Genomic DNA, 6,371 nt, shown 5'->3' on the forward strand with positions numbered 1-6,371 from the left:
ACCGCATTGCGAAATCGACGGAGACGAGCTTCGTAGTTGTTTGCACCAAGCAGCGCATCTATGGCCTCATCTTTCAATCGAAGTTCGCGATATCCCTCGATGACGACGTAGAACAACCGTAGAAACCGGCCATGGTCTGCACTTGGGACCATTTCTGCCCTTCTGCGGCCAACTGCGGCGGCATGTCTTCTGGAATTGTGATTTCCAGGTGCATGCGAGCCTTCACAGAGTCGGCAGTGATCCAGTGCTTGTAAAGGGAAGCTATCGGAATGCGCATTGCCTCCCGATCGTCGTTGTTGGTCTGCATGTGATGGACTCTCTCGAGGACGTCCTGACGCGGGCTTAGGCCTCACCGGCTACCACTAGTTGCGGCTCCATGGTAGCCTCTTCGCGGCAGGGGGAGGTACGGCTTGCGAATCGTCCACGTCGAGGTAGTCAATTTTAGAGGAATCAAGCAGCTCTCTTGGCATCCGGCACCGGGCACCAATTGCTTGGTGGGTCCGGGCGATTCGGGGAAAACGACTGTTCTCGATGCCATTGAGCTGGCATTTGCTCCGCGCAACAGCGTCACCTTCGACGACACCGATTTTTACGCTGTTGACCCAAAAGCCAACCCGATCGCGATCACAGTCACCATCGGCGATCTCCCCACGGAATTCCTGAAGGAGGATCGGTACGGTCATTACCTGCGAGGGTGGGACGATACCGCCAAACGACTGGAGGATGAGCCTGATGAAGCGCGTGGGCTGGAGGATGTGCTGTCCATAAGGCTCACTGGGGACCACACCCTTGAAGCGGAGTGGACGCTTTTCAATCAACGGGTAGCGCAAGGCGACCAGAGTTCACGCGCATTAGCCTTTCAAGATCGCCAGGACATCGCCCCAAGCCGACTAGGCCCCTACGCGGACCGGCACCTGGCCTGGGGCCGTCAATCGGTTCTCAACCGGATCACGAAGGGGCCAGCGGCTTCCCGTGGCCTGATGGCAGAGGCAGGCCGGGTCGCGCGCCAAGAGTTCTCGCGGGACTCGAAGACCTTATTCGCGGAGACCATTGAAGAGGTCAAACAAGCGGCGCGGCTGCTGGGCGTGCCGGTCGGTGACGCGTTGCACGCGATGCTTGACGTCCAGGCCATGGGACTGTCGGGTGGCGGCATTTCGCTACACGATGGCAATCTGCCCCTTCGCCGGCTTGGCGTGGGATCGTCACGGTTGTTTACGGCCGCGCTGCAGGATTACGCCCGTGCCAGGGCGTCGGTGGCGCTAATTGACGAGGTTGAACACGGGCTTGAACCTCACCGCATATCGAGGCTGTTGCGACAATTGAAGGAAGAAAGAGCAGGCGGCACTACCAAAGCCCAGGTGTTTATGACGACGCATTCGCCGGTGGTGCTTCAGGAGTTAAGTATTGCCGAGCTGAATGTCGTCAGACGTGACCCTCGAACAGGGATCACAATAGTCGTCCCTGCCAACACGCCCTATCCGGGACTCGATGCCCAAAGCCAGCCACGAGCCAACCCGCAGGCCTATCTGGCGCCGGCCATTCTGGTCTGTGAAGGAAAGACTGAGGTTGGGCTTGTCAGGGGTCTCGACGACTACTGGGTCGGCAAGGGGCACCTGCCGTTCTCCACCGCCGGGATCGTGCCGGTGTCCGGCGGCGGCGTCGACAAGGCACCGGTCATCGCCGGCTACTTCCACGCGCTCGGCTATCGGGTCGGCCTCCTGCTCGACAACGACTGCGAGCCAAAGGACGCTAAGATTCTCAACGAACTCACCTCAGCGGGAGTGACGATCTTCCGCTGGGCCCCAGGCCACGCGACGGAGGATCACCTTTTCCGGGATCTTCCGACCGATGCGGTAGCCACACTCATCAAGGCCGCAGCGGCCATTCAGGATAGCGATCAATCGTTCCTCGACCGTCTCTCCAGCAAGTATTCTAAAAAGCGTTTTAAATCGGTCGCGGAAGTCCAGAAGGCTGCGGATGACTCCGAACTCCGCATTGCCATGGGTGAACTCACAAAATCGAAGGGCAAACCAGGCGAGCGCGGGTGGTTCAAGGACATCAGCCATGCCGAGTGGATCGGACGTAAGCATGTCGGACCGCATCTCGACGAGCTGAAGGGCAAGTTTCCGGAGACAATCGCTGAAATTCGGGCTTGGGTAGATCGTGAGCAATGAGCCTATCGTCGACGCGGTTCTGAGTTCGAGGCTCGGGTCCGTCGTTGCGCCCGCCGGCTGCGGCAAGACCGATTGCATTGCTGACGTGGTGAAGGCCGCGGGCGGCCCGGCCAAATGCCTTGTGCTCACACATACCCTGGCTGGCGTGGATTCACTGCGTCAGCGGATGAAAGAGAAAGACGTCAGCCTTCATCGCACGGACCTGGAGACGATTGCCGGCTGGTCATTGAGATTTGCAGCAGCCTTCCCACGGAGGTCAGGTCTCGCAACGCGCGAGCCGCGTGGTGAGGATTGGCCGGCCGTATACGCCGCTGCCACGCAACTGATTCGCGGCGGATTCGTCACAGGCGTTCTAAAAGCATCTTACCAACGGGTGCTCGTAGACGAATATCAGGACTGCACGGCCGAGCAGCACGCTTTGATCCTCGCGCTGTCGCAGCATCTACCGACTTGCATATTTGGCGATCCGCTGCAGGCCATCTTCGGCTTTCGCAATGAACAGCTAGCAGATTGGAAGGCCGTCACCACTGACTTTCCACAGATCGGCGCGCTCAAAGAGCCTTGGCGATGGAAGCGGGTAAAGAACGACAAGCTCGGGTGCTGGCTCATCGGCATCCGTGACCAGCTGGAACAGCTAAACCGCGTCGACCTGGCCGCGGCGCCGAGATGCGTGTCACGCGTCATTCCGCAGTCGTTGACCAAGCAAGATCTACTTAAGGCGAATATGTCGGCAGGACGTTCGGTCAAGCTTCGAGGCGAAGAGACGCTGATCGTGATCGGCGATAAGGCCAGCGAGCTTATCCGCGGATCACTGGCGGCAAAGCTGAAATGCTCCGCAATCGAACCTGTAGCTTGTCAGACCCTGGGCAGCTTCCTTGCGGAAATTGACGTATGTACGGCACGGGATCGGCTTACTGCGGTCCTTGATCTCGCGGCCGGTGCAATGTCGGGCTTGGCGAGAGCCGCCTTCGAGCGCCGCGTGGTCCGCCTGGCGGGGGGATGGAAGCCGAGAAATAAGATCACCGAATCCGAGCGCGCGGCGCTTGATCTACTCGCATCAAACGAACTCGCCCACGTGCTCAGTCTCCTGGAGTGCTTACGCCGGCAGTCCGGCGTGGTCGCCTTCCGAAGAGAATTGCTATCAGCCGTGCAGAATACCCTCAGGCTGGTGGTCCGTGGAGAGCATTCAACTCTCGCAGAGGCCGCTTGGCATGTTCAGAACAAGATGCGGCACGCCGGGCGGCGCCTGGCGCGGCGGTCTGTCGGGAGCACACTCCTGGTAAAGGGCCTTCAATTTGACCACGCCGTTATCGTTGCGCCGGAGAAGCTGAGCCGCAACGACCTGTATGTCGCGCTCACCCGTGCTTCGCGGACAATTACTGTAGTCTCGGCCACACCAACATTGATCGTAAAGGCGACGCCGCAGCAAAATGTAAGCAAACGGGGCCAAGGACATGAATAATCCGTCCCTCCACCGCCCCTTCAACCCGCCAGCGCAGGCGCCGCTCTGATGCTTCTATTTCTCGCTTCAGTCATCGAACAGCTCGATCTCGCGCTGGAGCAAATCTCCAAGGGAGACGTTCACTACGCCCGATTTGGCATGATGCTTACGGACAATGCCGTCGAACTGATCCTTCATCAAATTGCAAAGGACAAGGCGTCGAATCTCAAAATGTACGCCTGGCAGAAGGAGACATATAAGCATCAGACGGCATTAGATAACGCGCTGGGGCGCAATTTCGATGCGAAAGTTAAATTCGCGAAGATCGCGGGCGGCCTGTCAGACGAGATCGCGCAGACCATTACGACCATGCACGGCTATCGGAATGAGGTTTACCATGTCGGCCTCAAACACGAAAAGCTCCTGCCGGCGCTCGCGCCGTTCTATTTTGATGTCGCGTGCGGCTATCTGAGTTCGTACAGGCCAAAAGGCCTGGGCTGGGGTTCAAACCAGAAATTGCCAGAACGGTCGAAGAAGTATTTCAAGGGCGACCCATTCTTTTCGGTGGGATTCGACGACTTCTCGAACGGTTGTAAAGTGCTCCGTGAGGCATGCAATCACGATCCTCGTCAAACGATCGCCTCTCTGGCCGATGAAATAAATGACGTCATCGAGCAGCAGGACGTCGGGATCGGCATCATTGCGCGCGGCGTTTACGAAGGACAGGAGACGACGCGCGACGTTGCTGTTCTCGATACCCAGGCTTGGCGCCTCGCTTTCTCGAAGGAAGGTCGGGCCTTTGCTGCGGAACGCGGCTGGAACGGCAATATGCACCAGTTTATCGAGTTTCTCCGATCCAACTATCCTCACAAATTTCGATCTGATCCCATCGAATCCTGGAGAGCACAGGCAAGGCGTCTGCGCGCCGGGAAAAACCCGCACGCTGCATTATCGACGTATCAGTCCTTTATGGCGTCGACACAGGATCTTCGCGAAGCCATCGACGAGTCGGCGGCGGCGGCTGAACGGGAGATCGACATGCTGATTGATCGTGCACGTGGCAAGTGATCAAACTGGCTCAGGTTCGCGCAATCGTTCAGCGAGCCTGCGTGCAGCTTCCAATAGCCCTGGCAGGTTTTCTTGCGTGATGTTCCAGATCAGATCCGGATCGACATCCCGATATTCGTGTCGCAGGAAGTTGCCCAGGGTTTCGATCTTACGCCAGGCAATATCCGGTGCGGCTTCCTTCAGTCCGGCAGGCAGGGTCTTGGTGGCCTCCGAGATGATGAGCAATCCATGCTCCACGGCCCGCTGCAGCACCCAAGAATCCTGAAAGCTCAAGCTCGATATCCCAACAAGCGCGCGGCTTATGGCCTCGGCTTCATCGATAATGTGCAAAAGACGGATAACGGGCGTTTTGCTGGGCGCCATCAGAAAACGCGGATGGCCTCGCGTTCAACATCTTCCCGGATGAACTTGGAGAGACCCGTCCGGGTACCGTAGTCGACGTTGACCGGCAGTGCCGCCTTTAGGAGGTCGTAGGCGCCCATGAAGGCGTCGAGATCCAGCTCGGTGCCGGGGGCCCGATCGATAAATACGTCGACGTCGGAATCGGGGCCTGCTTCGTTTCTGGCATAAGAGCCAAACAGGTATAGTCCGTCCACGCCAAAGGCCCGCAACTGCGGTTCTATAGCCCTCAGGCGCGAAATGACTTCTGTCGTCTGCATGCGCGTACAATACCACAGAGATATGGATGACGGCAAAAGCGCCTGCTGACATCTTCCCTCATTGCGGTCGCGGTGCTGACTTGCGCGACACGCATCGTCGTAAAATCGCAAATGCTATTGGCCGCGATGAGGCCGTCCCCGTAGTCAATAGGAGGGACCCGCGCGCTGCCGCGGAGTGCACTCACGGCTTACGCAGCGGCGCGCGTCGGGAGGTTCCTGTTGACCCACGTGGGCGGCCGGAATGGTGCAGCCCAGCCGGTGGTGTATTCTAGGGAAGGCAAGTGCAATCTCTTACTTACGTCTACCGCAATAGGGGATGCATTCCTGGTCAATCTCGGCGCAGACGGTTATTTACATCTCAATGTGTCGGCATAGCCCAGCGGGTAAAGGAGCAAAGTGCAAAACGATCCGATCGAAACCGAGGAAGAGCCTGAATACTACTCACTGCCCGAAGAGGCGATTCAGTTTCTTCCCGAAGAGTGGCGGAACCATTTCCAGGCTATGGCGGACGACGGACGTGCCGTCCTTGAATCTGTCGATAAGGAACTGTCGCAACTCATCAGGATATCGAACTCGTTCACCTCGTTGGTGGCACTGAAGTATGCGGCGGAACGCCTGTCGGAGTACAAATTCGCGGCCGACATGAAGGCCTTTCTGGAACTCGACATGCTCACGACGGCATTCGTCGTGACCTACGTGCGCCTGCATCAGGGTGGAATCGGCAGCGGGTTCGCTCGCGACATCCTTCCGGAGAAACTCCGGCGAGCCCATGATCAGATCATCGATATGAGGAACAAGAGGTTCGCTCATAACGACGGTCATCGCTCTATCTCGAACGCGATGGAGATCGGGCTTGAGGACAAGCGCTTTATTGTCGGGTTTAATCTCACGCTCGAATTCCAAGTTGGAGGCGCCCCAGAGTGGCAAGATTTGGCCAAATTCCTCGACGTGATGACCGTCGAAAAGATAGAAAAGCTGCTCGCCAGGCTCAAGGCAAAAACCGGCCACGACTGGGTTTGGCCGAAAGGT

General features: G+C 58.0%; 7 protein-coding genes. 4 read left to right on the forward strand and 3 right to left on the reverse strand.

The genetic code is table 11. From position 1 onward, the window contains the following. Positions 1–73: 73 nt before the first annotated feature. Positions 74–307 (reverse strand): hypothetical protein, encoded by a 234-nt coding sequence (locus tag JHD07_RS02325; protein ID WP_291618542.1) that lies wholly within the window; start codon positions 305–307, stop codon positions 74–76. 103 nt (positions 308–410) lie between these two features. On the opposite strand from JHD07_RS02325, the gene JHD07_RS02330 reads away from it, so the two are divergent. From JHD07_RS02330 to JHD07_RS02340, 3 genes are read left to right on the forward strand one after another with little or no spacing between them, the layout of a single operon-like run. Beyond that, positions 411–2,174, forward strand: a complete 1,764-nt coding sequence (locus JHD07_RS02330; RefSeq protein WP_100179069.1) for an ATP-binding protein — start codon at positions 411–413, stop codon at positions 2,172–2,174. Continuing rightward, a complete protein-coding gene (locus JHD07_RS02335) occupies positions 2,164–3,636 on the forward strand; it encodes a UvrD-helicase domain-containing protein (protein WP_212065529.1) in 1,473 nt (490 codons plus the stop codon). The genes JHD07_RS02330 and JHD07_RS02335 overlap by 11 nt, the downstream gene beginning before the upstream one ends. 48 nt (positions 3,637–3,684) lie before the next feature. Next, complete coding sequence (locus JHD07_RS02340) at positions 3,685–4,683, forward strand: hypothetical protein (protein WP_212065530.1); 999 nt, start codon at positions 3,685–3,687, stop codon at positions 4,681–4,683. Here JHD07_RS02340 and JHD07_RS02345 read toward each other — a convergent pair whose 3' ends face one another. Both JHD07_RS02345 and JHD07_RS02350 read right to left on the reverse strand, forming a co-directional pair. After that, positions 4,684–5,046, reverse strand: a complete 363-nt coding sequence (locus JHD07_RS02345) for a HepT-like ribonuclease domain-containing protein (RefSeq protein ID WP_100179072.1) — start codon at positions 5,044–5,046, stop codon at positions 4,684–4,686. It lies immediately after the preceding gene. Further along, positions 5,046–5,342 (reverse strand): nucleotidyltransferase domain-containing protein, encoded by a 297-nt coding sequence (locus JHD07_RS02350; protein WP_100179073.1) that lies wholly within the window; start codon positions 5,340–5,342, stop codon positions 5,046–5,048. Before JHD07_RS02350 ends, JHD07_RS02345 begins: the two co-directional genes overlap by 1 nt. Before the next feature lie 396 nt (positions 5,343–5,738). Between JHD07_RS02350 and JHD07_RS02355 the strand changes: the two genes are divergently transcribed. Further along, the coding region (locus JHD07_RS02355) for a hypothetical protein (protein WP_291618551.1) at positions 5,739–6,371 on the forward strand (633 nt) is incomplete at its 3' end.

The sequence above is a fragment of the Bradyrhizobium sp. genome, from assembly GCF_016462955.1.
Classification (GTDB): Bacteria; Pseudomonadota; Alphaproteobacteria; order Rhizobiales; family Xanthobacteraceae; genus Bradyrhizobium.